This window comes from Streptomyces sp. YKOK-I1 (assembly GCF_054660435.1).
In genome coordinates this window covers 8,365,812-8,392,709 of sequence record NZ_BAAGDR010000001.1, presented here as the reverse complement: position 1 = coordinate 8,392,709, position 26,898 = coordinate 8,365,812, and the positions used below count along the sequence as shown (strand labels likewise).

Here is a 26,898-nt window from a genome sequence, read left to right as displayed (position 1 = left end):
TCGGAGGGCGCCGTGGCCTGGTACCACGTCTTCACCCGGCGCGGCACACCCGCGCCCCGACCACTGCCCCCACCCGAAGCCAACGCCGTCACCGCCGCAGCCGCGCCCGTGAAGGAACCCCGCAGCGGCATCATCGGCAACACCGAGGGCTGGCAGGAAGAAGCCTGGGGCTTCTACGACGACCTCGGCGAGTTCCGCTACGGCGTGGAGTGGGTGTCCGCGATGCTCTCCCGCGTCCGCCTCTACGCCGCCAAGCTGGAGACCGGCGCCGACGAACCCGTCCGCGCCAACGCAGGCACCGCCGTCGACCTCATGACCACTCTCGGCGGAGGCGTCGGCGCACAGGCCCAGCTCATGGCAGGGTTCGGCACACAGCTCGCGGTCCCCGGCGAGGGCTACCTCGTCGGCGAGACCGTCAACGGCGTCGAGCGCTGGTCGGTCCGCTCCACCAACGAAGTCCGTACCGCACGTGGCCGCTTCGAAGTCATCGACGACACGACGAGCGGCAACGGCGCCCAGTGGCGCCCGCTCGGCGACGACTCCCTGGTGACCCGGGTGTGGCGCCCGCACAAACGGCTCCACTACCTGGCCGACTCCCCGGCCCGGGCGGCGCGGGGCAAGATGCGCGAGCTGGAGCTGATCAACCGGTACATCATCAGCCAGTTCCTGTCCCGGCTGGCCAGCGCCGGCGTGGTCCTCTTCCCGGACGAAGTGACGTTCCCGGTGAAGGAGGAGTTCGCCGAAGCACCGGACCCGTTCGTCGCCGAGTGGATCGATATCGCCGCGACCGCGATCAGCAACCCGGGCACCGCATCCGCCGTGGTGCCGCTCCCGATCAAGGTGCCCGCCGAGCACGTCGACAAGATCAAGCACATCGACTTCACCCTGCAGCTCGACGAACGGATCCTCGACAAACGCGAGTCCGCCATCAAGGGCCTCGCGACCATGCTGAACATGCCGGCCGAGGTGCTCCTCGGGATGGGCGACGTCAACCACTGGGGTGCCTGGCAGCTGGAGGAAGGCGCCCTCAAGACGCACATCGCGCCCGAGGCGGAGCTGATCTGCCAGGCCCTCACGACCGGCTACCTGCAGCCCCGGCTGAAGGCGTCCGGTGTTGAGGACTGGGCGAGCTGGGTCGTCTGGTACGACATGTCGGAGCTGAGCCTGCGGCCCGACCGCTCCGACGACGCGATCGCCCTGTACGACCGGCTGGAGATCAACGGCGCGGCGCTGCGCCGGGAGACCGGGTTCAGTGAGGCCGACAAGCCGACCGACGAGGAGCTGAAGGAGCAGGGCCTCAAGGTCATAGTCAAGACGCTGCCGTCCGGCGCCGGATCCGCCCTGTCCGAACTCACCGGCGAGCGCGTCACGATCACCCCCGTCGCCGCCGCGCCGCCCGGCGAGCAGGCCCAGGACGGCGCCGAGCCCGAACCGCCGCCGGAGGACCACAGTCCACCAGATGCCGACGCCGCCCGCGAAGCCGCCGCCGCAGCCCGCTCGGAGCGGCTCGCCCGGCAGGCACGAGCCCTGCACGCGATCCGGTTCGCGACCGGCCGCCCGCCGGAGCTGCTGCACCCGGCGCTGTGCACGCAGCACGCCTACTCGTGCCCGTTCACCCATGCCGCGCTGAAGCTGGGCGCGGTACCGAGGCCGGGCACGTCGGGGACGTACGAGGCGCGCCTCGATGCGTTCGGGCGTCTGTCCATCGGCCGGCTCGCTCCGCTGCTCGACACCAGCGGCTTCCTGACCACCGTCTCCTCTCGGAGTAGCAATGGGTTCGCTCACGGCCGCAGCTGACGGCTCGCACACCTCCGGCGCGATGGTCGCGCTGATGCCGACGCCCGAGGACGCCGAGCGTCTCGCCATCGAGGGGGGCGAGCCTGCCGACCAGCTTCACCTCACGCTGTCCTACCTCGGCAAGGGCGCGGACTTCAGCGACGACGCCCGCCAGAGCGTGATCGACGCAGTCGCTGATGTCCTGCCCCACTACGCCGACGGGCCCGTGGGGGCGAAGGCCTTCGGCGCCGCGCACTGGAACGGCAACGGTGAAGACCCGTGCTGGGTATGGTCGGTCGGCGACGACCCTGACACACCTCGTGTGCTGGGCATGCTGCACGGCGCGATCTGCATGGCGCTGGAGGAGGGCCTCGCCGAGAGCGCCGACGCGCCCGAACTGCCGCCGCCCCACACGCCGTGGCAGCCCCACATCTGTGCCGCGTACTCGGACGAGCTGGACCTCATCATCCCGATGGAGGAGCGTCTCGGCCCGGTCACCTTCGACCGGGTCCGGGTGGCGTTCGCCGGGGACTACACCGACATCCCCCTCGGCGGCGGCGTGACCGCTGCGGCCGGGCCGCTGCGCCGCCAGCCCACCGAGCTGGAGCTCGCGTCCCGCGCCGACTTCGCCGACATGAACGACGCCTGGCACAAGGCCGTCAACGGCGTCCTCGAAGACTGGGCCTCCATCCAGGACGCCCAGCGCGAGCAGATCACCGCCGCCGTGAAGACCGCGGTCGACAGCGGCAACCTCGACCAGCTCAACACCCTGACCGTCTCCACCAAAGATGCCGAGAAGCTCCTCACCAGCCGCATGCAGGCCTACGCCCAGCAGGCCGGACAGGCGCAGCAGCGGGAGGCCGAGGCCCAGGGCGTCGACGTGCCGGAGTGGTCCCTCGACGACGAGGCGCTGACCGCGGCGGCGATCCGGGACCGGCTGCGGCAGGTGGCCGCGACGACGGCCCGCTACCTGGGTGTCGGGCTGGTGCAGTCGGCGATCCGCCGCGCGGTGCAGCTGTTCGGCTCCGGGAGCGGGGAGCAGGTGGCCGCACAGGTCGACGAGCACCTCGCGAACCTGTCGGGCGCGGCGGTGGAGGAGCAGGTGGGGGCGGCGATGACGGCCGCGCAGAACGAGGGCCGCATGGCCGTCCTCGCGGTCGCGCCCCCGGCCACGTACACGGCGACGGAGATCCTTGACAAGAACTCGTGCAAGCCGTGCCGGGACATCGACGGCACCGAGTACACCGAGCTGACCGAGGCGCGGACGGCGTACCCGACGGGCGGCTACACGGGCTGCCTGGGGGGCCCGCGCTGCCGGGGCACGCTGGTGACGGTGTGGCCGCAGGACGGGGCGCAGGCAGCACAAGCCGGAATGATCTTGGCGGCGTCTGCGGACACAATGCCGCCGACACCCCAAGAAGGAGGCGGCACCGTGCCGTACCGCATCGAGGAAAAGCACCCGGACTGCGGTGCCGACACACCGTTCGCCGTGGTCCAGAACGACACAGGCGAGCTCATGGGCTGCCACGCCACCGAAGACGAAGCCGCCCAGCAACTCGCCGCGCTCGCCGCCGCAGAGAGCGACGACGACGCCAACGACGACGCGCCCGACGCCGCCCCGGACATGGACTACGCGGGCGAGACCGCCCCGTGGGAAGGCGTCCTCGCCGTCGAAGGCATCGTCACAGGCGACGGCCGCGAGTTCGCCCCCGACTCCCTGTCCTGGGCCGACCTGCCGGTCCCACTGCGATGGAACATCGAGGACTCCCACGGCGGCGAAGCCCGCACCAAGGCCGTCAACGTCGGCCGCATCGACAAGATCTGGCGCGACGGCGACAAGATCATGGGCGCCGGGGTCCTCGACCTCTCCGACGACAACGGCCGCCGCGCCCACGACAAGATCGAAGGCCAGTTCCTGCGCGGCGTCTCCATCGACGCCGATTCCATCTCCGACGCCGACGTCGAGTTCGTCTGGCCCGAAGACGTCAACGCCGGCACCGGCGACAGCGAGGAGGACGACCTCTTCGAGATGCTGTTCGCGCAGCCCGAGAAGACCGTCTTCCACGGGGGCCGGATCCGCGCCGCGACCCTCGTCGACATCCCCGCGTTCGCCGAGGCCTACATCGCCCTCCTCAACACCGAAGGCGCCATCGTGGCCGGCGGCGCGCCGGTCACCGCGGCCGAGCTCGCGCAGCTGCGGGTGCAGGAGATGGGCGCGGTCGGCACCCACGACACCGCCACCACCGACGGCCCGTGGGATGCGGCCGTGAACGAGAAGCGTCTCGACGGCCCGCTGACCGTGGACCAGGCCAAGGCCGCGTACGCCTGGTACGACGGCGGCGCGGTCGCCGACGGCGAACTCCCCAAGACCGCGGCGAAGTTCCTGCACCACGAGATCGGCGACGGCGGCAACGCGGGGGCGGCGAACCTGGCCGCGTGCTCGGCGGCGATCGGCGCCCTGCATGGCGCCCGCGGCGGCTCCGACATCCCCGACGCCGACCGGCGCGGGGTGTACGACCACGTGGCCAAGCACCTTCGCGACGCCGGGCAGGAGCCGGAGCCGTTCCGGTCGCTGGTCGCGGTGACCGCGTCTGCGGATCTGCGGCCGTCGGCGGCATGGTTCGCGGATCCGAAGCTGTCGCTGCCGACGCCGATCACGGTGACGGACGAGGGTCGGATCTACGGGCACGCGGCGCAGTGGGGGTCGTGCCACATCGGGCAGGAGGGTGTGTGCGTGCAGCCGCCGCACGAGGACGAGCACCCGTACTACCGCACTGGTGAGGTCGTCTGTGCGGACGGCACGAGGGTGGCGGTGGGTCAGATCACGGTGGGGACGGGGCATGCGCCGCTGTCGTACGGGGCGACCCCGGCGGCGGAGCACTACGACAACACCGGCGCGGCCGTCGCGGACGTGGCGGTCGGCAACGACCAGCACGGAATCTGGGTGGCCGGGTTCGTGCGGCCGGGCGCGGACCCGCTGAGGGTCTACGAGCTCCAGGCGGCCGGGCAAGTCAGTGGGGACTGGCGGCGGATCGGCGGCCAGCTCAGGCTGGTGGGTCTGCTGGCGGTCAACGTGCCGGGGTTCCCGGTGCCGAAGATGCGGGCCCGCGTCGCGTCCGGGCAGCCGCAGGCGCTGGTCGCGGCGGGTAAGCCGGTGGTGGCGTGGGGCCGGTCGCAGGCTGATGTGGAGCGGGACGCGGTGCGGATCGTGATGCGGATGCTGTCCCGTCGAGTCCATCCCGGAAGGGGGTGAACGGGTATGTGCAGCTGCAACAAGCGTCGGCGTCCGACGCCTCCGCCGCCGCCCCCTCCGAGCGTCTGACCTTTAGTTATGCAGTCCGGTGAACATAATTTGATGTTTGCCGGACTGTGTGCTATTCAGCTAACCTCGCGCTGAATGGGCGCCAACAATCCAGGCGCACAACCACCTTCGCCCACGGAGGACACAGTGGCAGCCGAGGAACTGTTCAGCGCCCCGCCCGACCTCACCCTCTCGTCCGACGCCGACCTCGCCGAACTCGAATCCCGCGCGGTCGCCGAGTTCAGCCGCGTCAGCGAGATCGACAACGTCGACCCCGACACGCTCGCCTACGCGATGCGCCTCACCGACGACCTCGACCGCATCCGCGCCGAACTCCGCGTCCGCGAGGTCCGCGCCGAACAGGCCGCCGCCCTGCAGCAGGCCCGCGTCGCCGACCAGCTCTCCCAGCTCCAGGCCCGCGTCAACGGCGCCCCCGCCACCGGCGAGCAGCCGCCCGCTCCGGCCGCCGCCGTCGACGCCGAGGCCATCGCGCAGGCCACCGCCCAGGGCGTCACCGCCGCCCTCTCCGCGTTCATGCTCGACCGCCGCGGCGGCACCGTCCGCCCGGAAGAGATCGCGCGGCGCGCCACCGCCTCCCTCGCCGAGACCGCCGCGCACGCCCCCGCGCCGCAGGTCCCCACCCAGCGCCTCGCCGTCACCGCCTCGGTGGACATCCCCGGCGTCGCCCGCGGCAGCGAACTCCCCTCGCTCTCCTCCCTCGCCGAGGTCACCTCGCGCAAGGCCAAGAGCATGCCCATCACCCAGGGCGCCCCCAGCGAGCAGCTCGTCGCGTCCATCCGCAACGACTTCTCCCACACGGTCGACAACCGCACCAGCCGCGGCGAGATGCGCGACCTCATCAGCTACCTGACGGGCCCCGACAAGCAGGCCGCGCTCGTGGCCGGCGGTGGCTGGTGCGCGCCCAGCGAGATCCGCTACGACTTCTTCAACATCAGCTGCGAGGACGGGCTGATCGACCTGCCGACCTTCGGCGTCACCCGGGGCGGCATCTCCTTCCCCGTCAGCCCGTCCCTCGCCGACGCGCTCGGCGGCGGCACCGCCTTCGCAGGCTTCTCCGCCACCCTCTCCAACACGTCGACGCCGTTCCTGTGGACCGAGGCCGACGACATCGCCGCCGCCACCGGCTCCCCGACCAAGCCGTGCATCCGAGTCCCCTGCCCGGACTTCGACGAGGAGCGGCTGGAGGCGTACGGGTACTGCCTCACCGCAGGCAACCTCACCGACGACGCCTACCCGGAGGCCACGCAGAACACCCTGCAGCTGCTGATGTCCGCGCACGCGCACGTCATCAACGCCCGCCTCATCGCGCTCATGCTCGCCCGCTCCACCTCCACGACCATCATCTCCGGAGGCGCCTCCAGCGACGCCGCCGCCCCGCGGATCTACAACGCGGTCGGCCTCGCCGCGACCGACTACCGGGCCCGCTTCGGCATGTGCATCGACGACGTCCTCGAAGTTGTCCTGCCGTACTGGGTCCGCGAGGTCATCCGCGCCGACCTGGCGTGGAAGGCAGGCGTCGAACTGCAGGCCGTCCCCAACAGCGAGGTCGACGCCTACTTCGTCGCCCGCAACATCGCCGTGCAGTGGGTCAACGACTGGCAGGTCCGCGGAGCGAGCCAGTTCGGCAACGCCACGAAGATGACCGCGTGGCCGACCACGGTCGACTTCCTCATCTATGCGGCCGGCACGTTCATCCACGGCCAGGGCATGAGCCTCGACCTCGGCGTGGTCCGCGACTCGGTGCTGAACGAGACCAACGACCACACCGCCGCCTGGTCGGAGGAGGCGCACCTCATCGCGAAGGTGGGCCACGAGTCGCGCCGGTACACGGTCGGCTTCAACGTCAACGGCTCCACGTCGGCGCTCCTCACCGGCACGGTCCGGGTCTAACCCCGGACTGCCGTCGTGAACCGAACCGTTGAGGAAGGGTGGTGAACCATGGCGCGTCAGCTCATCGACCTGCCCACGGTGTTCACCACCCTGCCGTTCGGGCTGTGGGACTCCCTCCAGACCCCCAGCCCCGATGGAGTGCACTGGCAGCAGGGCGTCACCTGGACGGAGCGCTGCCCGATCGGCGACACCACCTACGACGAGTGCCTGTCGGTCACCGGCACCGGCGCGCCGCCCGAACCGCCCGCGAAGACCGACAACGTCGAGCAGCAGTTCCGCGGGGCGACACCGTTCACGGTGTACGCCCGCTTCGACTGCTCGCCCGTCGGCCTTGGTGACGCGCAGACGGCGGCGCAGGACGCCCTCGCCCGCGTGGAGCAGCAACAGGTAGAGACGGCGTTCTGGACCGGCGCCGCGGGCGGGCAGGCCGTGGTCTTCCCCCACCTGGCCGCGAACGCCGAGCAGCTCGACGGCGACGTCGTCCTGCAAACCGTCGCCACCCCCGTCGTCACCGGCGCGGACGTGGCACACGCACTCGGCCTGCTCGAGCAGGAACTCGCCGACTGCTACTCCGGCCAGGGCCTCATCCACGTGCCCCGCCAGGCGCTGGCGACGCTGGCCGCGTGGAACCTGGTCACCGAAACCAGCGGGGGCCTGTTCACACCGGGCGGGAACCGGATCGTGGCCGGCGGCGGCTACACCGGCACCGGCCCGGACGGCAGCGCGCCGGCCGCGGGCACGACGTGGGTCTACGCCACCGGTGCGGCGTGGGGCTACCGGTCCGACGTGTTCGTCTCGCAGGTCCGCGACTCGCTGAACCGGTCGTCGAACAGCCTGCAGATGCTGGCCGAGCGGAACTACCTCATCGGCTTCGAATGCTGCCACCTGGCCGCGCACATCGTCCTCGGCGTGCCCACCGAATAGGGAGAAAGACCCATGGCCACAGTTTCCACGTGCGCGACTCCCATCAAGGGCACGCACCTTCGGATCATCGCCCTCAACGCCTGCGGCGTCCCGGTCACCGGAGCGTCGGGGCTGGTCGCCGTCAGCTCCGGGTTCGTGCAGGTGGAGATGGAGCCGGACTATGAGGACGGCGAGGAGTTCTTCGAGCGGACCGCGTCGGGTGACCCGTGCGTGAACCAGAAGGACGACCCCACCCTGAAGCGGATGGGCCTCACCATCCAGATGTGCGAGATGAACGTCTCGGCGATCGCCTACGTCATCAGCGCCCGCGAACTCACCGCCGGCAGCCCGACCACGGGCACCGGCTTCGCTGTCGCCGAGGGCAACCCCACCAACCGCTTCAGCCTGGAGGTGTGGCAGGAAGTCGCCGGGTCGGGGGCGTGCGACGCGTCCGGGAACCAGCGGTACATCTACCACGCCTGGCCGAACGTGGGCGCCACCCAGATCGGCAACTACACCATCGAGAACGGCCGCTCCACCTTCGAGTTCACCTCGGAGACCCAGGGCGCCGCCTCGACGTGGGACACCCTCGTCGGCGACGACTACCTGCCGTCCGGGGCGTTCGTCGACACCGACGAGCACTGGGTGTGGAACGTGACCACGACCGCACCGCCGACGGCCGCCTGCAACCCGACCACGCTGGTCCCGTAGCACCACCCGCCCGGAGGGGGTACCGATGGCGCTGGCCCAGTACAGCGACACCTACTGGTTCCCCACCGGCACGCTCGCCGCGAGCGTCCCGGCGAGGGTGTTCCAGCACAACACGAACACCCTCGCCACGCTGTGGTCCGACGCCGGCGGAACCGTGCCGCTCGCCAACCCCGTCAGCACCTCGGCCGGCGGGGTGCTGGAGTTCTGGGCGGAGGAAGGCCGCTACTGGGTCCACATCGACAGCGAAGCCTTCGAGATCGCCGTCGGGTCGGCTGCGCAGACGGCAACGCAGCAGGACATCACCAACCACACCGGCGCCGCCGACCCGCACGCCGACCGGGCGTACGCCGACGGCAAGTTCGCCACGATCGTCGTCGTCAACACGCTCACCGGAACCGTCACCACCCTGTCCGGGCAGGTCGCCAACCTGGACATGTGGGTGCAGGATGCCCTCGCCCGCGTGGCCGCCATCGAGCAGGGCACCGCGTTCCTTGCGGGCGCCCACTACGTGGGTCCCGTCGACATCTCCGGGGCCAGCCTTACCATCGTCGACGGCCAGCTGATCGTCGACTCCAGCGGCACCGGCATCAACGCGGTCGACCGCGGCGGCACCGCCAACTTCGGCGCCTACGTGTGGCGCACCGCCGGAGTCGACCGGTGGGCGTGGCAGCAGATCAGCGGATCCCAGGATCTCCTGCTGACCGACTCGGCCAACGGCATCGAAGTGATGCGCGCGGCCCCCAACGCGGGGCAGGCGATGCTCGGCTTCCTCGGCGCCACCCCGGTCGCCCGGCAGGCCGTCACCGGCTCCCGCGCAGGCAACGCGGCGCTGGCCTCGTTCCTCCAGGCCCTCGACACCGTCGGGCTCATCGACGACCAGACCACCGCCTAGGAAGGAGCAGCCCGGTGCCCGTCATCAACCCCATCGTCAGCACCCCCAGCGGCACCGGCGGCACCACCGGGCCGTGCGCCGACTGGCCCGTCACCTGGACCTGCGAGGTGTCCACCCTCAACCCGGCCGTCACCGGCGCCGCCGTCAGCATGGCGACCGAGACGCTGTGGGCGCTCACCGGGATGCGGTTCGGGACCTGCGAGATCACCCTGCGGCCGTGCGCCCGCTCGTGCGACGACGGCCGCTTCTTCGACGACTTCGGCCCACCGTGGGAAGGCGGCCGCTCCTACCCGCAGCCCGCCCTCATCGGCGGCCTGTGGTTCAACCTCACGTGCGGCTCCTGCCACGGCGGCTGCTCCTGCAGCACTGTGTCCGAGGTTCTGCTGCCGGCGCCGGTGAACTCGATCGTCGAAGTCCTCATCGACGGGACCCCGATGGCGTCCGGCGCCTACCGCGTCGACAACCACCGCCTGCTGGTGCGCACCGACGGCGGGACCTGGCCGCGCTGCAACGACCTGTCGAAGGAAGACACCGAGGCCGGAACGTGGTCGGTCCGCGCGACCTACGGCGAGGCCCTCCCCGAAGGCGCGGCGCTGGCCATGGGCCAGCTCGCGTGCGAGATCGCGAAGGCCGCTGACGGCGGGGACTGCAAGCTTCCGGCCGGGCTGCAGCAGTTGGTGCGGCAGGGCGTGACCATCTCCTATCCGGATGTGGGGGAGCTGTTCCGGCAGGGCCGCACTGGCCTGTACCTGGTGGACATGTTCGTCGCGGCGTGGAACCCGTATGGGCTGCGGCAGCGGTCGCGCGTGTACTCGGTGGACCGGCCGCAGGTCCGCAGGACGGGGACCTGACGATGCCGATGATCAGCGGTGAGCTGAAGTGGTACACCGTCGCTTCCACGCTGGAGCAGGTGGTGTACGCCGAGCTGACGGAGAAGCCGGCCCGGCACAGCGTGGTGCCGGGGGCGATCGCCTGGGACGCCTGCGACTGCGGGCTGCTGGCCGTCTCGGTGGCGCAGGTGTTCCTCACCGAGACGTTCCCCGACCAGCTCGCCCGCCGCATCGGTAACGCGTGCGACGCGCCGTACGAGGTGGGTGAGTTCGTCATCCAGGTGATCCGCTGCGCCCCCAACCCCGACGACATGGCGAACCCGCCGTCGACCGCCGAGCTGGCCGCCTCCGCGCAGGAGGTGCTGCGCGACGCGTACGAGATGCTGGCCGCGGTGTCGGTGAAGCTGTGCGAGATGAACGCGGCCCGGGAGATCGCCGACTTCATGCTGCGTCCGCTGACCTCACAGGGACCGGCGGGCGGCTGCGTCGGCAACGAGCTCCGCGCGTACGTGGCGCTGGGCAGGAACTGACCGTGTTCACCGTCTCCACCAGCTTCAGCCTGGACCGTGGGCGGATCCTGCGGATGCTGCGCCTGCCGGGGGGCATGGTGTACCGGAACATGGAGCGCCGGGTGCGGCGGGTCGAGGCGGAGGCGATCCGCCGGGCGCCGGGCCGGATGGGCAGCACGATCCGTGCGCAGATCCGCCCCGGGCCGGGCGGCGAGTTCCAGGGCGTCATCAACGTCCGGCATCCGGCTGCCCTGTACGTGATCGGGGGGACGCGCCCGCACGTCATCCGGCCCCGGAGGGAGGGCGGCGTGCTGCGGTTCACGGTCGGCGGCCAGGTCGTGTACGCCCGGCTGGTCATGCACCCGGGTACGAAGCCGAACGACTTCCTGCGCCAAGCGCTGCGGGCGGCTCTCTGACCTCCGGAATGATCATGACGGGGTGGTGCCTACCGTCCCCACCATGACCGAGCCCACCCACACCCACGCCCCGGTACCCACGGAGTCCGCGCCCATCCGCGACTTCACCCGCAAGCGCGACCGCCTCCTCTTCCGCATCGACGACGACCTGTTCGAAGCCGCCGCCGCGCTGCCCGGCAACACGCTCGCCCGGTTCGCCTCCCGCTTCTCCGACATCGAGAAGACGAGCGTCGACCAGCAGCTCGGCATCTTCATCGACGTCCTCGCCATGGTGCTCCTCCCCGAGTCGGCCGCCCGCTTCAACAAGCGCCTCGACGACCTCGCGCAGCCCATCGAACTGGAGCAGGCGTCCGACGTCATCACCTGGCTCCTGGAGGCCTACGGCCTGCGCCCTACCGAGCCGTCCTCGCCCTCGTCGGATGGGCCGCCCAGCCCGGAATCTGGCACGAGCTCGACGGACGCGCCGCCGCCGCAGGCATCGATCCCGGCGACCTTTCAGCCGACCGCTTCCTGAACTGGATCTACGCCGAGATGGTGCAGCGCCTCAACGTCGGAGAGAACGAAACCCCCGACCGGGCCCGACGACGGTTCGACGGGGAGCTCGGCGTGCGCGACTGGACCACACCCCGCACCGAGTACGCCAAGCCCGAACCGCGCGACCCGAAGGCCCCGTGGTGGTGGGACGGCGCTGAGGACGCATCCCAGTCCTTCCTCGCCTCGATGGGGGTGACCCTCACGTGAGCACTCCCGCCGGTGACGACCTCGTCGGCAACGCAACCATCCGGGTCGACGGCGACACCGATCCGGCACTGCGCGCCCTCAACCAGTTCTCCCGCGACGCCCAAGGCCGAATGCGGGACGTACGCGGCCGGTTCGTCTCCGAGAGTGCGGCCATCAACCGCACCCTCACCAACGCGGCCACCGGCGGCAACACCCTCACCACCGCGCTCACCAACGCCGACGACCGAGGCAACCGCTTCGGCCACACCCTGCGGACCATCACCAACGCCGCGACCGCCGCGGGCGGCGTACTCGGCCGCGTCGGCCTCGGCCTCGGCGCCATCGGGGCGGCAGCCGGAACCGCCGCCCCGCTGCTCGCGGGGATCGTCACCACGCTGGAGAACATCGCCCCCGCCGGCGCGGTCGCGGTCACCGGGATGCTGGCCGTCACACAAGCCTCGGCCGCCATCAAGCTCAGCATGGTCGGCGTCGAGGACGCGGTCACCGCCGCGTTCGACACCTCCGAGGCCGGGGCGAAGAAGTTTGATGAGGCGCTGAAGAAGCTCGCCCCGAACGCCCGCGCTTTCGCCGAGCAGATCCGCGCCCTGCAGCCCGCGTTCCAGAAGTTCCAGCAGGGCGTCCAGAACCGGGTGTTCGCCGGGTTCGCCGACGAACTCAAGGGCCTGTCCAGCACCGTGCTTCCCCTGGTGCGCACCAACCTGAACGCCACCGCCGACACCCTGAACAAGATGGCACTCGGCGCGAGCGGAGCAGCTCGTCAACTCGCCACCAGCGGCACCCTCGGAACCGCCATGGCCGGCGCCAACAAGGGCCTCGCCAACCTGCGGACAATCCCCGGTCAGGTCGTCACCGCGCTCGGCCAGCTCGCCGCTGCGGGCACTCCGGCGTTCGGCCGGCTCACGGCCGGCGCGGCCGGGGCGGCCGCACGGATCGGCGACAGGCTATCGAAGGCGTTCGAGTCCGGGGCGCTGACGAGCGCCGTGGATACGGCGATCGGTCTGCTGAAGGATCTCGGCACCGTCGCCGCGAACGTGTTCTCCACTCTCGGCAACATCATGGCCCCCGTCCAGGCCGCGGGCGGCGGCCTGATCGGCATGCTGGTACAGATCACTGGTGCGCTGAAGAACGCCACCGGCACACAGGCCTTCCAGACCGCGATCAGCTCGCTGGCGCAGGTGATGGGCACCCTGGCCCGCACCGTCGGGCCGCTCGTCGGTCAGGCCCTGGCCGCAATTGCCCCCGTCCTCAGTGCGCTCGGACCACCCGCCCAGACCCTGATCACCGCGCTGGGCGCCGGACTCGAACCGATCATCACCGCGCTCGGCCCGGTCCTGCTGCAGGCGGCAGCCGCCGTCGGGGCGCTCGTCACCAGCCTCGCCCCGCTCCTGCCCGTCGTCGGGCAACTGGCGGCAGCGCTCCTGCCCGCACTCACCCCCCTGCTGGCCGCCATCCGGCGGATCTTCGAGGCCCTCGCCCCCGTCGTCGCCCAGGTCTCCTCGGTGCTGCAGGCCACGCTCGCACCCGTCCTGGCGCAGCTCCCGGGCATCATCCAGCCCCTCGCCGACCTCCTCGCCAACCAGCTCATCGCCGCCATCCAGCTCTTCGGCGACCTCCTCGTCCAGGTCAGCCCCGCCCTGATCAGCCTCGGCCAGAGCGCCGGCCTGCTCCTGGCCGCCGCCGCCCCGCTGATCGCTGTCATGGCCCAGCTGACGACCCAGCTCCTCGGCGGGCTGCTCCCCGCGCTCCAGCCGATCATCGGACTCGTCGCATCGCTCGCCAACACCCTGGCCAGCCAGCTCGCCTCCACCCTCACCAACCTGATCATCCCCACCCTGCAGCTCGTGTCCAACCTGCTGCGCGGCGATTTCACCGCAGCCTGGAACTCCCTTAAATCCCTGGTCAGCGGCGTCGCCACCCACTTCACCACCACGCTGACGAACATCTACAACGTCGTCGCCTCCATCGTCCGCAGCATCGTCGAACGCTTCACCTGGCTCTACAACGTCCTCATCGGGAACAGCATCATCCCCGACCTCGTCAACGGCATCGTGAGCTGGTTCGGCCGCCTGCCCGGCATGGTGTTCAGCGCCCTCGCCGGGCTCGCCTCCCGGATCGTGGCGCGCGCCGTCGAGGCAGGCAGCGCGCTGGTGAGCACGCTGCAGGCGAAGGTCGCCGAAGCCGTCAACTGGGTGCGCGGGCTGCCGGGCCGGGCGGCCGGGGCACTGGGGGCTCTGGCCGGGGCGCTGCGGGGGCAGGCGGCGTCGGCGGGCGCGTCGCTGGTGGCGGCGATCCGGGAGAAGGTCGCCAGCGCGGTGGCCGCAGTGCGGGAGATGCCCGGCCGGGCCGCGGCCGCGCTCGGAGGCCTTGGCGGCCGCCTTGCTTCGGCCGGCGCGGACCTGATCCGGGGCATGATCGGCGGTATCCGCAGCATGGCCGGCGCCTTGGTGGCGGCCGCGAAGGACGTCGTCGGCAGCGCCGTGTCGGCAGCGAAGAACCTGCTGGGGATCGCATCGCCGTCGAAGGTGTTCGCGGAGATCGGCCGCAACGTCGGCCAGGGCTTCATCAACGGCCTGACCAGCACCAAATCAAAGATCGACCAGACTGCCGACCGGATGGCCGCCGCCGTCGTCAAGGCGTTCAAGGGCACCGGCAGCAAGGTCGACGACCGGCTCGTCAACCTGATCCAGTCCGGGAACAAGCGGCTGCAGTCCCTCGCCGACGAGCGCGACAAGCTGTCCGCGCGGATCGCTCAGGCACAGAAGTTCGCCACCGACCTCGCCACGTCCACTGCGTCCGGGTTCTCCCTGCAGAACGTCCTCGGCTCCGACCCGCTCACCGCCGGGAACCTCAAGCAGAACCTCGGCAACGCCGCCATCGCCATCAAGGCCTTCACCTCCGACGTCAGCCAGCTGAAGAAGCTCGGCCTGCGCAAGGACCTCATCCAGCAGATCCTCGACCTCGGCGTCGAGCAGGGCGCCCAGCTCGCGGACACTCTGGCGAAGCAGTCGCCCGCCTACATCAAGCAGCTCAACAAGATGCAGGCCAACGTCGTGAACGCGAGCCAGAACCTCGGCCGCCTGGGTGCGGACGCCCTGTTCGACGCCGGGAAGAAGGCCGGGGATGGGTTCCTGACGGGGCTGAAAGCGCAGAAGAAGAGCATCGAGGCGCTGATGCTCGACATCGCGAAGTCGATCCAGGGCGCGATCAAGAAGGCGCTCGGCATCAAGTCGCCGTCGCGGGTGTTCGCGGAGATCGGCGCCAACACCGCGCGCGGCCTGGCCGAGGGGCTGCTGAAGGAGAAGGCCGGCGTGCAGGCGACGGTCCGGACCGTTGCCGGGTCGGTCACGGACGCGGGCGCGGACTCGATCGGCTCCATGGTCGGCCTGACCCGGGCGAGTAGCAGGCCAACGTCGACGACGTTCGTCAATCACTTCCATCTGGAGAACCGCGGAGTCCTCGGCTCGCAGCGTGAGGCCGAGGACTGGCTGACGCGGGCCATGGACCGGCTGCGTCTGCAGGGGCGCCTGCCCCGGGGGGTCGCCGCATGACGTGGTCCCCGTGCGTGACCGGCGCCGCCTACCAGATCGCCGTGGACTGGGCGGCCGACAGCGACTTCGACGACGCCCACGACGACGTCACCGAAGACGTCCTGGAACGCGGCATCACCATCTCCTACGGCCGCGACCAGAGCCGCCAGCTGTCCCCGGGCCGCGTCGGATCCGCCGGGTTCTCGGTGTGCAACGTGACCCGCCTGTTCTCCCCGGAGAACGCGAACAGCGCCCTCTTCGGCGACCTGGAGCCGGGCCGCGAGATCCGCTTCCGGGCCACCCGCGCCGGCGTGACGTACCCGCTGTTCTACGGGCGGTTGAACGACTTCACCGTCCACGCCGACCGCTCCAACCGCAGCGTCGACTTCACCGCCCTCGACGGCCTCGCCTCCTTCCAGGGCATCAAGATCTCCACCGCCCTGTACGAGGGACTGCGCACCGGCCAGATCATCGACACCATCCTCACCGAAGCCGGATGGACCGGCGGCCGCGACCTCGACTCAGGCGCGTCCTTCACCCAGTACTGGTGGGCCGAGGGCACCACCGCCTTCGACGCGCTGCAAGACGCCGTCCAGGCCGAAGGCCCGCCGGCCATCGTCTACGTCGCACCCGACGGCACCTTCACCTTCCGCGACCGCCACCACCGCCTGCTCCGCTCCACCTCGGTGACCTCGCAGGCCACCTTCGCCACCACACCCACCGGCAGCCAGTGCTGCGACATCGCCGGATACGGCGAGGGCGGCTACGGAGACTGCGCCTACGGAGGAGGACCCGCATGATCACCGTGCCCACGATCGGGCAATCCGGCTGGGGAACCGTCCTCAATACGGCCCTGCAGTCCCTGGACACCACCTCGTCCGTGGCACGTGCGGGCTCCAAGCCGGCCGACCAGCTGCTCGTCGCCTGGGGGTACGACTCCGAGCACGCGAGCTCCACCAACATCCTCGCCTCGGGCACGGTGTACCTGCACAAGCTGTGGATCGCCGCCGGGTCGACCGTCAGCAACCTCGGCTGGACCATCACCACCGCCGGATCCACGCTCACAGCCGGCCAGTCGCTGATGGGCCTCTACAGCGCGGCCGGGACCCGGCTCGCGGTCACGGCGGACCAGGCCTCCAGCTGGACGTCTACCGGCTTCAAGCTGCCCGCGCTCACGGCCCCGCTGTCCATCACGACGTCCGCCTACTACTACGTCGCCATCCTGTCGGTCGGCACCACGCCGCCCACCGGCGCGTCCTCGCCGGGGCTGCAGACCACGTTCAACGCGAACACCACCGGCGCGAACCTGCGGCACGCGATCGGCGCCACCGGTCAGACGTCGCTGCCCTCGTCGATCACCATGTCCAGCAACACGTCCACGGGCGTGTCCACCTGGGCCGTAGCCGCCTAGGGGGTGTCATGACGTACACGTACACCGACCCGTTCGAGTACCAGCACGGCTGGCGCGACATCGTCAACGACGTCGCCCAGGACGTCGGCGTACGCGTCAAGGACGTCGACGTGTCCACCGTGTGGAGCACCGAGAGCCCGTTCACGGTCCTCATCGGCCAGACCCTGGAGATCAAGGCCGTCGCCTCCGATCCGTTCCTCGACGCGGTCGAGCCGACCACCACCGGAGACGACCCCGACATCCTCTACTCCGGCGCCGGAGTCATCACCGCCACCATGACCCGCACCTCCGGCCAGTCCACCATCATCCGCGTCACCTCCACCGGCGGCACCGCCACCGTCCTGTCCATGCGGCTGCGCGCCCGCTCCGTCCCCGTCTCCCGCACCGTCCAGGTCCGCGAGCAGGACCCCGCCTCGATCACCGTCAACGGACTGCGCACCTACCCGCAGGACATCCCGCTGGCCACCGCCAACGACGTCGACGCCGTCGCGAAGACCGTGGTCGGCCAGTACGCGTTCCGCCGGCCGATCGTGTCGATGCGGATCGTGGCCGCGGACGAACTGCACCTGCAGCAGATCTTCACCCGGACGCTGTCGGACCGGATCACCATCCGCAACGACGAACTCGGCCTCAACAGTGACTTCTTCATCGAGCAGCTCGACCACACCATCGTCCGGATCAACCCTGACCGGCCTCCCATCCACGCCCTGGTCCTGGGCTGCGAGAAGGAGGGGGAGGCCCCCAACGACAACCCCTTCACGTTCGACCGGACCGGCTCCGGCTTCGACGACGGCTACTTCGACCCGATCGTCGCGGACGACCCGGCCACCGTGTGGATCTGGGACAGCCAGTCGACGTTCGACACCAACGAGCTCGGCACATGAGGAGAGGTGCGCGGTGAATCTGATCGTTACGCTCGCGCGGGCGCGGGTCAACCACGGGCGGTGGATCGCCGACTGCCCGCGCCGCTACTGCGCGAACGCCATGCGCCTGCAGCCGGGGCAGGCGACGTTCCACTGCGGCGGCGAAGGCGGCTGCAAGCAGGTCGCCGAGATCGAGTGGCCGCCGGACGCGGACGGCATCTGGGAAGCACTGCTGGAACGCCCGGTCCCCGTCACGAGGAACTGGTACCCGCCCGGCCACGATGAGGCGGTCCGGCTCGCGTTGCCGCACGGGCAGACGCCGGAAGAGCTCCGCGCGGAACAGCGGCACTATGAGGCCGAACCTTCGATGGGGGTGTAGACGTGACCTGGACAGCACCGATGACCGCGGTCGCCAACACGGTGTTCACCGCAGCGCAGTTCAACACGCACGTCCGCGACAACCTCAACGAGACCGCCCCGGCGAAGGCCACCGGCACCGGCTCACTGATCGTCACCTCGGGCGCCAACTCGATCGCCCAGCGCACCCCGACCACCGCCAGGTCGGACACCTCCGACACCACGACCTCCACCAGCTACGGCGACCTCGCCGGATCATCTGGGCCCTCCGTGACCGTGACCCTGGGCAACCGCGCCTTCGTGGCCATCACCGCCCGCATCAACAACAGCACGGCCACCCAGCCGGGCGTCGTCGGATACGACATCTCCGGCGCCACGACCTTCTCCGCCGACGACAGCCGCGCCCTGTGGCACGAGACCAACGGAACCGGCGAGTTCAACCGGTCCACCTACATCGGCCTGCACACCGGCCTGACCGGCGGATCCAACACCTTCACCATGAAGTACCGGGTCGGCGGCGGAACCGGCTCGTTCCAGTTCCGCGAGATCTGCGTCATCCCGCTGTGAGGAGCCCCGTGCTGAAACTCCGCGCAGCCTGCGTCACCGTACTGCTGGCGCTCACCGGCTGCGGAACCCTCCCGGCAGCGTCCATCACCACGCCGCCGCTCTCCCTGTCCAGCCTCACAGCCACGGACCAGGTCGTCGCCACCACCCTGCCGGTGGACGCGTCACCGGACACCCCCCGGACGATGCTCCGCCAGGTCGTACCGGTCGCGGCAGGAGACACCATCGACGTCTCCGCCTGGGCGCGGATCACCAACGACACCGGCTACGTCGTCGGGATCGGCTGGCACCTGTGGGTGTACGACGTCGACAGCGGCCTCGGCAGCGCCGGGCCCTGGACACAGATCTCCCCGAAGGACGGCGACAACGTCCCCCCGCCTCGGCACCACATGCCGCTGGCGATCGACACCGTCTGGCAGATCCCCGCGGACTGGCCAGCCGGCCATCGCGTCACCGTCGTCCTGCGCGCTGACGCGCACTCCACTGCTGCCGTCTCCGGCGACACCGTGACGGTCGACTCGGAGTACGGCCATCTCACCGTCCGCCGCTACACCCCCACGGAGGCCTGACCATGGCTGGCACTGGACCACAGAAATACCCCGGCGCGAGCCTCACCGCCTGGTACCAGGACGACTTCGACAGCGACCTCATGGAGGTCAACGTCACCGTCCTCCACACCACGGAAGGCCCCACGCTTCCGTCGTACAACGGAGGCGCGGTGGCGCCGAACCTCACCGCGGTCCCGGACTTCGCCGCCAAGCGACTGCGCTGGTACCAGCACTTCGACATCGACCGCTCCAGCCGGGCCCTCGTCAACCTGTCGGGCGGCGTGCAGACGAACACCCTCAACGTCGTCCAGGTCGAACTCGTCGGCACCTGCGACCCGGCCACCCACAAGAAGTGGCTGGCGGCCGGCACCGCGCACATCTACTGGCCGGAGGCGCCGGACTGGGCGCTGCGCGATGTGGCGGCTTTCCTGTCCTGGGTGCACGCGAACCACGGCGTGCCGCTGACCGGCCCGGAGTCCTGGCCGGCGTACCCGTCGTCGTACGGAAGCGGCGGCGGCCAGCGCATGACGTTCGCCGAGTGGAACGCCTTCAAGGGCGTGTGCGGCCACATGCACGTCCCGGAGAACGTCCACGGCGACCCCGGCGCCATCGACTTCAACCGGCTCATCGCCCTCGCTAAGGGCACGGACATCGAGGAGGACCCCATGGCGGGGATGACCGCTCAGGACATCTACAACGCCGTCTGGAAGACGGACGCAATGGCGGCGCCGACGGACGCGCCGGACATCAAGACGAACCCGACGTGGCAGGCGGCCAGCGTCCTGCGGGACATCCAGACGCGGGTGCGGGCGAACACGGCGGCGGAGGCCGCGCAGACGGCCGCGATCGCGAAGCTGGCTGAGCTCGTCGGCACGGGCGTGGACACGGCCACCGTGGTCGCGGCGGTGCAGACGGCGATCAAGGACGCGGTCGTGAAGGTCACGGTCGACGTGACGGGCAAGGAGGGCTGACCCATGAAGGTGTCGAAGTACTGGAAGGCGATCGTCGCCGGACTCGCCGCCGGGGCCGCATCGTTGGGAACCGCGCTGGCGGACAACACGATCACCACGCAGGAAGGCCTCACCGCCGTCGCCTCTGTGCTCGGCGCGCTCGGCCTCACCTGGGTGGTGCCCAACCGGAAGCCCTCGACCGGAGAGGACACCAGCGCATGAGCAGCCCCCTCGACGGACGCATCCGCTCCGTCGCCCGCGAGGAAGTCGCCGCAGCCCTCGGCTCCAGCCCGGCCGCCCCCGCCGACAGCGCCGACGCGGACCGGGTGGCCGCACTGGAGAAGGAAGTCGTGAGCCTGTGGGCCTCGGTGAAGAGCCTCACCAACCGGCTCGACGCGCTGGCCAAGACGCCGACGGACGTGAGCCCGGAGACACGGCCGGCCGCGCGCCGCGCCAGGAAGGCGGACAGCGAGTGAAGGTCGTCGTCTACCCGGCCGACCGCTTCGGCTGCGGAGCGTTCCGCATGACCTGGCCCGGCGAGTACTGCGCCGCCGCAGGCCACGACGTCACCGTGGTCGCACCGGAGCGCCGCCGGATGCAGCTCGTCATGGAGGGCGACACCGTCCGCGATGTCCTCCTCAACGAGCACATCGACGTCATCGTCATGCAGCGCGTCACCCACGCCTACATGGCCCAGACCGTCAGCATCCTCCGCTCCAAGGGCATCGCCGTGGTGGTCGACGTGGACGACGACCTCTCTTCCATCCACCCCTCCAACCCGGCGTGGGCCATGCACCACCCGGGCAACGAGGGGCGCCGCATGGCGGCCGGCGGTGTGAACCGGCACTCCTGGCGCAACCTCGCAGCCGCCTGCAGGGACGCCACCCTCGTCACCGTGTCCACCCCGGCCCTGCTCGACGTGTACGCCCGGCACGGCCGCGGGCACCTGCTGCCCAACTACCTGCCCGACCACTACTACGGGCTGCCCCGCCAGGACTCCGACATCATCGGCTGGCCCGGCTCCTACCACTCCCACCCGAACGACCCCGAGGCGCTCGGCGGCGCGATCGCACGGCTCGTCGAGGAGGGCGCCGAGTTCGTCATGCGCGGCGACTCGACCGGCGCGGGCCGGGCGTTCGGGCTGCCAGCGGACCCGCCCGGCGGTGGCGTGCCGATCGAGCAGTGGCCGACTGCGGTCTCCTCGCTGGGGATCGGCATCGCCCCGCTGGCCGACACCCGGTTCAACGCGGCGAAGTCGTGGCTGAAGCCGCTCGAGATGTCGGCGGCCGGCGTGCCGTGGGTGGCGTCCCCGCGGGCCGAGTATGCACGGCTGCACGCGATGGGCGCCGGCGTGCTGACGGACCGGGCGCGCGGCTGGTACCGGGAGTTGAGGAGGCTGCGGGAGTCGGTGGCGTTGCGGGCCGAGATGTCGGAGGCGGGGCGCGCGGTGGCCGAGCAGCTCCGGCTCCGCCGGAACTCGTGGCGGTGGGCCGAGGCGTGGGGCCGGGCGTACGAGATGCAGCAGGCTACGCCGCGGGCTGCGGTAGCGGTGTAGCGGCGATCGGTTCCTCACGCACGTCCCGGATCCACGAGGCCCCGCAGGCGAGGCAGAGTTCGTGCGGGTCGGCGTACACGAGGCTGGTGGACTGGCACAGCGGGCACTTGGCCCGGGTGCGCACGCGCCGCAGCTGGTTGCGCTGGTAGGTGCTCGTGCCGCCCCAGTAGCCCTCGGCGCCGTGGAGCATGGCCCAGGCCAGGCAGGTGGGGCGCGCGTCGCAGGTGCGGCACCACTGCTGCGCTGTGGTCAGCCCTTCGTCGGTCTCGACGTCGGGCACGAAGTCGAAGTCCGCAGTCGCGCACGGCGCATCAGCCTGCCAGGCGACGTCCTCGGCAGAGAAGAACTCGACGCTTTCCATAACGCCCCCTACGGGCAGGGCGTGTTGTCGGCGACGGACCAGACGATCGCGCCGCCGACCGCGCAGGTGCGGATCCGGCCCTGCTTCTTCAGCCGCTGGACGCTGAGGGCGATGGTGGGCCGGTCCAGGCCGGTCGCGGCCGCGAGCTCACTGCGCGAGCAGGTCCCAGAGGCGATGAGCCGGTAGACCGCCTCGTCCCGCGCCTGCACGCGGGGATCTCTCGGACGGCCGGGGCGCCGGGCTGTCTCCTGCATGACGAACTCGCATTCACTTGGCCGGTCGGCTGAATACCAGTATGCGCGTGATGCCCTGCCACGCCGTCATCCCGGAAGGCATATGCCGCCACGACTGCCAGACTCCGAACGGAGACACCGCCCGCAAGGAGCCGCGCATGCCTGATGAGCCGACACTCGGCGAAGTCGTGCGCCGCCTCGAGGCCGTCCACCAAGACCTCAAGGAAGACTTCCGCGACGTCGCCGGACGGCTCGACAGCAAGGTATCCATCGAGCGCTACCAGTACGAGCAGGCCGCAGTCTTGGAGCGGGAGCGGCTGACCAACGAACGGGTCAAAGCGATCGAGGAGGCACGGGACAAGGAGAAGCGGGAGAAGCAGGAAGCTGAACAGAAAGCCGCCGACCGCCGGGCGGCCGACAGGCGCCTCGCCTTCTCCGCGCTCGTTGCCCCCGTCATCATGCTGTTGCTGACCCTCTACCTCACCAGCCGGGGAGCCGGGACATGAGCGCAGGGCACGCGAACTGGCGCCAGCAGCAGCGCCGCAAGGACGTCGTGTTCGGGCTGTTCCTGTTCGCCGGAATCGCGTGCCTGGCACTCCTGGCCCTGTGGGTGCAGGGCCTGTCGCGGGACCTGCACACCGCGGTCGAGGACCGGGACGCGCTCGCGGCGCAGGTGCGGGAGCTGGGCGGGAAGCCGGTGGCCGGTCCGAAGGGGGAGCCCGGGACGTCGGTGACGGGGCCGCCCGGGGCGCAGGGAGTTCCGGGGCCGACCGGTCCATCGGGACCGTCGGGTGCGCCAGGCAGGGACGGGACGGACGGCGTGTCGGGGACCCCGGGCGCTACGGGGCAGCCGGGCGCAGTGGGTGCGACCGGGCCGCAGGGCGAGCGCGGCGCGACGGGCCCCCAGGGCGAGCAAGGGCCGCGCGGCAACGAAGGCCCGGCGGGGCCGGCATGTCCGGACGGGTACAGCTTGCAGGCTCCGGCATACGACCCGGACGCGCTGGTGTGCCGTCGGGATGGCGGCGGCTCCGGCGAAGACGGCGGGGAGAAGTCGCCGCAGGCGCTGGCGCTGGATCCGCAGCGCAAGCAGTACGCCTGACCTGCGGGGAAATACTTTCGGCCATGATCTATCCGGCTGGCCGGATTGTGGTGCATGGTGGGGGTGTGGGAGTCACCACCCCCCGGGTGGCTTCCCCTCGTTGGGCCCTGCTGGGCGCTCTTCCTGGCGGGGCCCGCCGTACCTCCCGGCTCCCCACGGGAGGCACACGGCTGCCCGGACCATGTTGTGCATCTCCGCAAATTGCTGCTGACCTGCGGGTTCATCACTTCCGCTACAGCGCGGAAGCAACAAGGGTTTTCAGTAGGCGGGCATCCGCAAAGTGATCACGCCGCAACTCCCGTCTCCTCCGCCCGCTGAGCCTCCACCCACTCATCCACGAGTTCGCGGTACAACGCCCGCTCGGCGTGCGTCCACTCCCGGCTCCCAGCCCGTACCGCGATCGCCCGGATCGTCGCATTCACCACCGCAGCAGAACGCACGGAACCAGGGAACGAGGAGGTTGGGGGCATGCCATCAGTCTAGAGATCCGGGGCCCGAATCACTCACCCGAATTGCGTCGACTTGCCGCCCGCTCCGCCGCGTCCAGGACCAGATGCCACGGGTACTCCTTCGGCTTCCCCTGGCCCGGCTGGTTGGGCACGAACCCACCTTCGCCGTAGAGGACTTCGACGCCCATCTCCCGGAGCTCGGCGATGCTCCGCTCGAACTGCTGGTGCTGCACGTAGGCCGCGTTCACGCACGGCATGGTCACCATCGGGATCCCCTTGCCGACGCCCTCAGCAACGACCCCGATCACGAAGTCCCGGGTCAGTCCGAGCGCCCACGCGTTGACCGAGTTGAAGGTGGCCGGCGCGAACGCGATCACATCGGCCTTCGGCCACACGTCCGGCTCCCACGGCAACTTGTACCCCGACCGCACCGGATACCCGGTGAGCGTGCTGAGCTCGCCCAGGTTGCCCTCCAGCCAGCGGGCCGCAGTCGGCGTCAGGCCGAGGCACACGTCGAAGCCGCGCCGCTGAGCATCCTCGATCACCCGCACAATGTCGAAGACGGGAGGTGCTGCCGAGCCGAAGAGGTACAGGGTCCGCGTCATGATCCCCATCCCACCGTGGGGTGACCCCACCGCGCAACCGCCCCCGAACCCCAAGGGGATTCGAGGGCGGACGCCTGACCCGTGCTCTGCTGCGCGGGTAACGTTCCAAGTGGCTGCAAGGAACGGAGACCAGTATGCCCTCCACCGAAGACGACCACACCGGCGCACGCATCCGCGAACAACGGAAACTGGCCAGGCTCACCCAACGCCAACTCGCCGACCGGATTCCCTACTCGTACAGCCTCCTCAACCAGGTCGAATGCGGGGCGAGGCCAGCCACAGCGGACTTCGTTGCCGCCGTGTCCCGCGCCCTGCGCGTGGACGTCACCATCCTCACCGGACAGCCCTACGTGACCGAGCTGCAACGGGACCGGCTCGCCGAGTTGGTGCGCCCGATCCGCGAGGCCCTCGACCTGTACGACCTTGGCGCGAACCCAGACCTCAAAGCCCGGCCGGCGGCGGGGCTGATCGTGGAGGCGGACCGGCTGTGCCAGGCGGTCCGGGCCACGCATCTGCGGAACGCCGCGCAGGCCCTGCCGTCGGCCATCGCCGAGTTGACCCACACCGCGTGGGCTCAGCCGTCGACAAAGTTGTGGCAGGCGCTTGCCTCGACGTACCGGACTGCACACGACATCAGCGTGAAGCTCGGCTACTACGACTTGTCCGCGGTCGCCCTGGACCGCATGGCGTGGGCGGCCGAGCGCGCCTCGGACCCCTGCCTGGGGGCGGTTCGCCAGTACATGCGCGCGCTCGTCTACTTCCGGGAGGGCGAGTACACGATCGGGCAGCGCCTCGTCGCCTCCGGCCACCGAATCGTCGGCCAGGCCGAGGAGACCCGCGAAGCGTTGGCGGTGGCCGGGCAACTGCACCTCGGGGCGTCGGTCATCGCCGCCCGGGCGGAGCATCTCGGCGCGGTGGTGGACCACATCGGCGAGGCCCGGAAGATCGCGCGCCGGATCGGCGATGCCAGCGAAGTCCACTGGCTGTCCTTCGGGCCAGCGAACGTGGCGATGCACCGCATGTCGGCGGCGGTGGAGATGCGGCAATACGACAACGCCTTGAAGCAGGCACGGCGGATCCGGCTGCCAGCGTCGGTAGCGACGTCACGTCGAGCGCACTTCCTGATCGACCAGGCCCGCACGGAGATGGAGACCGGCCACACGGATGCCGCGCTGGACCACCTGGTGCAGGCGCGCCGCGCGGCGCCGGAGCAGACCCGCTACCACCCGGGCGCGCGGGAGACGATCCGCGGCCTGGTGCACGTCGCCCGCCGCACGCCGGACACGCTGAACCACATGGCAGCCTGGGTCGGCCTGTAGGAGCACTCACAGCACTCACAAATCCGTGAGCGTTGTGAGTCTTGGCCACACCTACGGTCAAGGCGTGAGACGGATCACCGTGACCGTGGAGGCGTAGCTATGGCGACCGAACCAGCCGTAACCAGCGGCATGCCCACCCATGAGGCCCTCGCCATGCTGCCCCTACCGGCCAACCTCTCCGACTCGCAGAGCGAAGGCCACGTCTGCGTGTACGGCGGCGAGGCCGTCACCGCGCAGACGTCCACCGACCTCGGCTCGCGGATAGTGGATGACCGTCGGGTGTTCCCGCGCGCCTGCCAGCAGTGCCTCACCCCCGTCGCCCTGGGCGCACTGTTCGACCACACCACGGGCGAGGAGCCGTGCGCGGACTGCCAGACGGGCCCCGAATGCGACACGGGACGGGCGCTGAACCGCATCATCCGGGGGCTCCACCGATGATCTGCGCCCGCTGCGACCAGCCCATCGCCCCCGGCAAGGCCGTCGAGGGCCGCGTCCCGGACTCCGGGTCGGCCGCCCGCCCGACGCCGCCGCTGCACGCGCATCTGTGCAAGAAGCCACCGACCCAGACGGCGCCGACCGCGCCGATATCCCGCTGACTCCCGGGCGTCTGCCGTTTTCCACCAGCGGCAGATGTCGGGCCAGGGCCTGCCGTTCGTGCGTCCCGTCCCCCGAGGCGCCGACGGCAGGCCCGCTCAATCCAGTCCGGCGAACGGCATCTCCAGCACGGCCAGGATGCGCAGCAGCGTGGACAGCGTCATGTCCTCCCCGCTCTCGACCCGCTGGAGCGTGTAGCGGCTGATGCCGGCCGCGAGCCACACCTGGTCTTGGGTGAGGTGCTGGCGGGACCGTTCTGCGCGTAACGCGTCGCCGATGGCGCGGCGCCGATCGGTAATCCAGGTGTCGTCGTGGGGAAGGTCATGCACCCGCCCCACGCTGGAGTGATCATGAGCGGATGTCTGCCTAACGAATTAGGCTTTTAGATCAAGGCAACGCGGTTCACGCAAGACCTACCGAAGGTAAAACACACGTTCGAGTGACGATCAGTGAAACCCCTTGCCCGCCATTAG

32 protein-coding genes are annotated in these 26,898 nt (G+C 70.6%); 27 read left to right on the top strand and 5 right to left on the bottom strand.

Annotation, left to right across the window (positions count from 1 at the left end):
* The first annotated feature begins 12 nt into the window (after positions 1-12).
* The 22 genes from ACYQ8Q_RS37215 to ACYQ8Q_RS37110 all read left to right on the top strand — a co-directional run bounded on the left by ACYQ8Q_RS37215 (position 13) and on the right by ACYQ8Q_RS37110 (position 21,765).
* Positions 13-1,797 (top strand): hypothetical protein, encoded by a 1,785-nt coding sequence (locus ACYQ8Q_RS37215; RefSeq protein ID WP_460071080.1) that lies wholly within the window; start codon positions 13-15, stop codon positions 1,795-1,797.
* Entirely contained in the window at positions 1,772-5,029 is a 3,258-nt protein-coding gene (locus tag ACYQ8Q_RS37210) for a hypothetical protein (protein WP_460071079.1), read from the top strand. Before ACYQ8Q_RS37215 ends, ACYQ8Q_RS37210 begins: the two co-directional genes overlap by 26 nt.
* Before the next feature lie 195 nt (positions 5,030-5,224).
* Positions 5,225-6,988, top strand: a complete 1,764-nt coding sequence (locus ACYQ8Q_RS37205) for a major capsid protein (RefSeq protein WP_460071078.1) — start codon at positions 5,225-5,227, stop codon at positions 6,986-6,988.
* A 48-nt stretch (positions 6,989-7,036) separates the two neighbouring features.
* Positions 7,037-7,912 carry a hypothetical protein gene (locus ACYQ8Q_RS37200; RefSeq protein WP_460071077.1) on the top strand — a complete coding sequence of 292 codons (876 nt, stop codon included), beginning with the start codon at positions 7,037-7,039 and terminating at the stop codon, positions 7,910-7,912.
* A 12-nt stretch (positions 7,913-7,924) separates the two neighbouring features.
* The gene (locus ACYQ8Q_RS37195; RefSeq protein WP_460071076.1) at positions 7,925-8,602 is read left to right on the top strand and encodes a hypothetical protein; all 678 of its coding nucleotides are present in this window, start codon (positions 7,925-7,927) and stop codon (positions 8,600-8,602) included.
* A gap of 25 nt (positions 8,603-8,627) precedes the next feature.
* Positions 8,628-9,494 (top strand): hypothetical protein, encoded by an 867-nt coding sequence (locus ACYQ8Q_RS37190; RefSeq protein WP_460071075.1) that lies wholly within the window; start codon positions 8,628-8,630, stop codon positions 9,492-9,494.
* A gap of 14 nt (positions 9,495-9,508) precedes the next feature.
* Positions 9,509-10,345 (top strand): hypothetical protein, encoded by an 837-nt coding sequence (locus tag ACYQ8Q_RS37185; RefSeq protein WP_460071074.1) that lies wholly within the window; start codon positions 9,509-9,511, stop codon positions 10,343-10,345.
* 2 nt (positions 10,346-10,347) lie between these two features.
* The gene (locus tag ACYQ8Q_RS37180) at positions 10,348-10,854 is read left to right on the top strand and encodes a hypothetical protein (protein WP_460071073.1); all 507 of its coding nucleotides are present in this window, start codon (positions 10,348-10,350) and stop codon (positions 10,852-10,854) included.
* Between the two features lie 2 nt (positions 10,855-10,856).
* Positions 10,857-11,249 carry a hypothetical protein gene (locus ACYQ8Q_RS37175; protein WP_460071072.1) on the top strand — a complete coding sequence of 131 codons (393 nt, stop codon included), beginning with the start codon at positions 10,857-10,859 and terminating at the stop codon, positions 11,247-11,249.
* A gap of 43 nt (positions 11,250-11,292) precedes the next feature.
* On the top strand, positions 11,293-11,763 hold the full coding sequence (locus ACYQ8Q_RS37170; RefSeq protein ID WP_460071071.1) for a hypothetical protein: 471 nt from the start codon (positions 11,293-11,295) through the stop codon (positions 11,761-11,763).
* Positions 11,764-11,780: 17 nt separating this feature from the next.
* The gene (locus ACYQ8Q_RS37165; RefSeq protein WP_460071070.1) at positions 11,781-11,990 is read left to right on the top strand and encodes a hypothetical protein; all 210 of its coding nucleotides are present in this window, start codon (positions 11,781-11,783) and stop codon (positions 11,988-11,990) included.
* Complete coding sequence (locus ACYQ8Q_RS37160) at positions 11,987-15,538, top strand: phage tail protein (RefSeq protein ID WP_460071069.1); 3,552 nt, start codon at positions 11,987-11,989, stop codon at positions 15,536-15,538. The genes ACYQ8Q_RS37165 and ACYQ8Q_RS37160 overlap by 4 nt, the downstream gene beginning before the upstream one ends.
* On the top strand, positions 15,535-16,317 hold the full coding sequence (locus ACYQ8Q_RS37155) for a hypothetical protein (RefSeq protein ID WP_460071068.1): 783 nt from the start codon (positions 15,535-15,537) through the stop codon (positions 16,315-16,317). Before ACYQ8Q_RS37160 ends, ACYQ8Q_RS37155 begins: the two co-directional genes overlap by 4 nt.
* Positions 16,314-16,928, top strand: a complete 615-nt coding sequence (locus ACYQ8Q_RS37150; protein WP_460071067.1) for a hypothetical protein — start codon at positions 16,314-16,316, stop codon at positions 16,926-16,928. The genes ACYQ8Q_RS37155 and ACYQ8Q_RS37150 overlap by 4 nt, the downstream gene beginning before the upstream one ends.
* An 8-nt stretch (positions 16,929-16,936) precedes the next feature.
* Positions 16,937-17,812: a hypothetical protein gene (locus ACYQ8Q_RS37145; protein ID WP_460071066.1), complete on the top strand. Its 876-nt coding sequence runs from the start codon at positions 16,937-16,939 to the stop codon at positions 17,810-17,812.
* A 13-nt stretch (positions 17,813-17,825) separates the two neighbouring features.
* Positions 17,826-18,170: a hypothetical protein gene (locus ACYQ8Q_RS37140; RefSeq protein ID WP_460071065.1), complete on the top strand. Its 345-nt coding sequence runs from the start codon at positions 17,826-17,828 to the stop codon at positions 18,168-18,170.
* Between the two features lie 2 nt (positions 18,171-18,172).
* The gene (locus ACYQ8Q_RS37135; protein WP_460071064.1) at positions 18,173-18,715 is read left to right on the top strand and encodes a hypothetical protein; all 543 of its coding nucleotides are present in this window, start codon (positions 18,173-18,175) and stop codon (positions 18,713-18,715) included.
* A gap of 8 nt (positions 18,716-18,723) precedes the next feature.
* A complete protein-coding gene (locus ACYQ8Q_RS37130) occupies positions 18,724-19,281 on the top strand; it encodes a hypothetical protein (protein WP_460071063.1) in 558 nt (185 codons plus the stop codon).
* Between the two features lie 2 nt (positions 19,282-19,283).
* A complete protein-coding gene (locus ACYQ8Q_RS37125) occupies positions 19,284-20,231 on the top strand; it encodes a hypothetical protein (RefSeq protein WP_460071062.1) in 948 nt (315 codons plus the stop codon).
* 3 nt (positions 20,232-20,234) lie between these two features.
* On the top strand, positions 20,235-20,432 hold the full coding sequence (locus ACYQ8Q_RS37120; protein WP_460071061.1) for a hypothetical protein: 198 nt from the start codon (positions 20,235-20,237) through the stop codon (positions 20,430-20,432).
* Positions 20,429-20,686, top strand: a complete 258-nt coding sequence (locus ACYQ8Q_RS37115) for a hypothetical protein (protein ID WP_460071060.1) — start codon at positions 20,429-20,431, stop codon at positions 20,684-20,686. Before ACYQ8Q_RS37120 ends, ACYQ8Q_RS37115 begins: the two co-directional genes overlap by 4 nt.
* Complete coding sequence (locus ACYQ8Q_RS37110; RefSeq protein ID WP_460071059.1) at positions 20,683-21,765, top strand: glycosyltransferase family protein; 1,083 nt, start codon at positions 20,683-20,685, stop codon at positions 21,763-21,765. Before ACYQ8Q_RS37115 ends, ACYQ8Q_RS37110 begins: the two co-directional genes overlap by 4 nt.
* Here ACYQ8Q_RS37110 and ACYQ8Q_RS37105 read toward each other — a convergent pair.
* Both ACYQ8Q_RS37105 and ACYQ8Q_RS37100 read right to left on the bottom strand, forming a co-directional pair.
* Positions 21,737-22,126, bottom strand: coding sequence for a WhiB family transcriptional regulator (locus ACYQ8Q_RS37105; protein WP_460071058.1), 390 nt, complete (start codon positions 22,124-22,126; stop codon positions 21,737-21,739). The two genes, ACYQ8Q_RS37110 and ACYQ8Q_RS37105, sit on opposite strands and share 29 nt — an antisense overlap.
* An 8-nt stretch (positions 22,127-22,134) precedes the next feature.
* Positions 22,135-22,335 carry a winged helix-turn-helix transcriptional regulator gene (locus ACYQ8Q_RS37100; RefSeq protein WP_460071057.1) on the bottom strand — a complete coding sequence of 67 codons (201 nt, stop codon included), beginning with the start codon at positions 22,333-22,335 and terminating at the stop codon, positions 22,135-22,137.
* 182 nt (positions 22,336-22,517) lie between these two features.
* On the opposite strand from ACYQ8Q_RS37100, the gene ACYQ8Q_RS37095 reads away from it, so the two are divergent.
* On the top strand, positions 22,518-22,865 hold the full coding sequence (locus ACYQ8Q_RS37095; protein ID WP_460071056.1) for a hypothetical protein: 348 nt from the start codon (positions 22,518-22,520) through the stop codon (positions 22,863-22,865).
* Positions 22,862-23,458 carry a collagen-like protein gene (locus ACYQ8Q_RS37090; RefSeq protein ID WP_460071055.1) on the top strand — a complete coding sequence of 199 codons (597 nt, stop codon included), beginning with the start codon at positions 22,862-22,864 and terminating at the stop codon, positions 23,456-23,458. The genes ACYQ8Q_RS37095 and ACYQ8Q_RS37090 overlap by 4 nt, the downstream gene beginning before the upstream one ends.
* A 284-nt stretch (positions 23,459-23,742) precedes the next feature.
* Here the strand turns inward: ACYQ8Q_RS37090 and ACYQ8Q_RS37085 are convergent, their stop codons facing one another.
* Positions 23,743-23,880, bottom strand: coding sequence for a hypothetical protein (locus ACYQ8Q_RS37085; protein ID WP_460071054.1), 138 nt, complete (start codon positions 23,878-23,880; stop codon positions 23,743-23,745).
* 77 nt (positions 23,881-23,957) lie between these two features.
* Complete coding sequence (locus tag ACYQ8Q_RS37080) at positions 23,958-24,512, bottom strand: flavoprotein (protein ID WP_460071053.1); 555 nt, start codon at positions 24,510-24,512, stop codon at positions 23,958-23,960.
* Between the two features lie 134 nt (positions 24,513-24,646).
* Between ACYQ8Q_RS37080 and ACYQ8Q_RS37075 the strand changes: the two genes are divergently transcribed.
* The 3 genes from ACYQ8Q_RS37075 to ACYQ8Q_RS37065 all read left to right on the top strand — a co-directional run bounded on the left by ACYQ8Q_RS37075 (position 24,647) and on the right by ACYQ8Q_RS37065 (position 26,427).
* A complete protein-coding gene (locus ACYQ8Q_RS37075; RefSeq protein ID WP_460071052.1) occupies positions 24,647-25,831 on the top strand; it encodes a helix-turn-helix domain-containing protein in 1,185 nt (394 codons plus the stop codon).
* A gap of 99 nt (positions 25,832-25,930) precedes the next feature.
* Positions 25,931-26,269, top strand: coding sequence for a hypothetical protein (locus tag ACYQ8Q_RS37070; protein WP_460071051.1), 339 nt, complete (start codon positions 25,931-25,933; stop codon positions 26,267-26,269).
* The gene (locus ACYQ8Q_RS37065) at positions 26,266-26,427 is read left to right on the top strand and encodes a hypothetical protein (protein WP_460071050.1); all 162 of its coding nucleotides are present in this window, start codon (positions 26,266-26,268) and stop codon (positions 26,425-26,427) included. Before ACYQ8Q_RS37070 ends, ACYQ8Q_RS37065 begins: the two co-directional genes overlap by 4 nt.
* A 96-nt stretch (positions 26,428-26,523) precedes the next feature.
* On the opposite strand, the gene ACYQ8Q_RS37060 is transcribed toward ACYQ8Q_RS37065, so the two are convergent.
* Entirely contained in the window at positions 26,524-26,754 is a 231-nt protein-coding gene (locus ACYQ8Q_RS37060; RefSeq protein ID WP_460071048.1) for a helix-turn-helix domain-containing protein, read from the bottom strand.
* Positions 26,755-26,898: the final 144 nt, after the last annotated feature.